The following is a 299-nucleotide window of genomic DNA, read 5'->3' as shown; positions in this document are numbered from 1 at the left end:
GAGCTGGGTGCCTCAATGATGGTGGCATCCACCAAAGTGCCTTGGGTCATCATGACGCCTGCTTCGGCCAGCCAGCGATTGATGGTCTTGAACAATTGACGGGCCAGTTGATGCTGCTCGAGCAGGTGGCGGAAATTCATGATGGTGGTGCGATCCGGCAGGGCGCTATCCAGGGATAATCGGGCAAACAGGCGCATGGAGGCGATTTCGTACAGGGCATCTTCCATGGCACCGTCGCTCAGGTTGTACCAATGCTGCATGCAGTGAATACGCAGCATGGTCTCCAGCGGATAGGGCCG

1 protein-coding gene is annotated in these 299 nt (G+C 57.5%); it reads right to left on the bottom strand.

The window, feature by feature from the left end; all coding sequences use genetic code 11:
• Positions 1-299, bottom strand: a 299-nt coding sequence (locus HV213_RS33130) for a transposase (RefSeq protein ID WP_181486586.1), incomplete at both ends; no start/stop codon positions are given.

The organism is Klebsiella sp. RHBSTW-00484 (assembly GCF_013705725.1).
Taxonomy (GTDB): domain Bacteria; phylum Pseudomonadota; class Gammaproteobacteria; order Enterobacterales; family Enterobacteriaceae; genus Klebsiella.
Note: the sequence above shows the minus strand (reverse complement) of the source record. Positions and strands in the feature narration are given on the sequence as shown.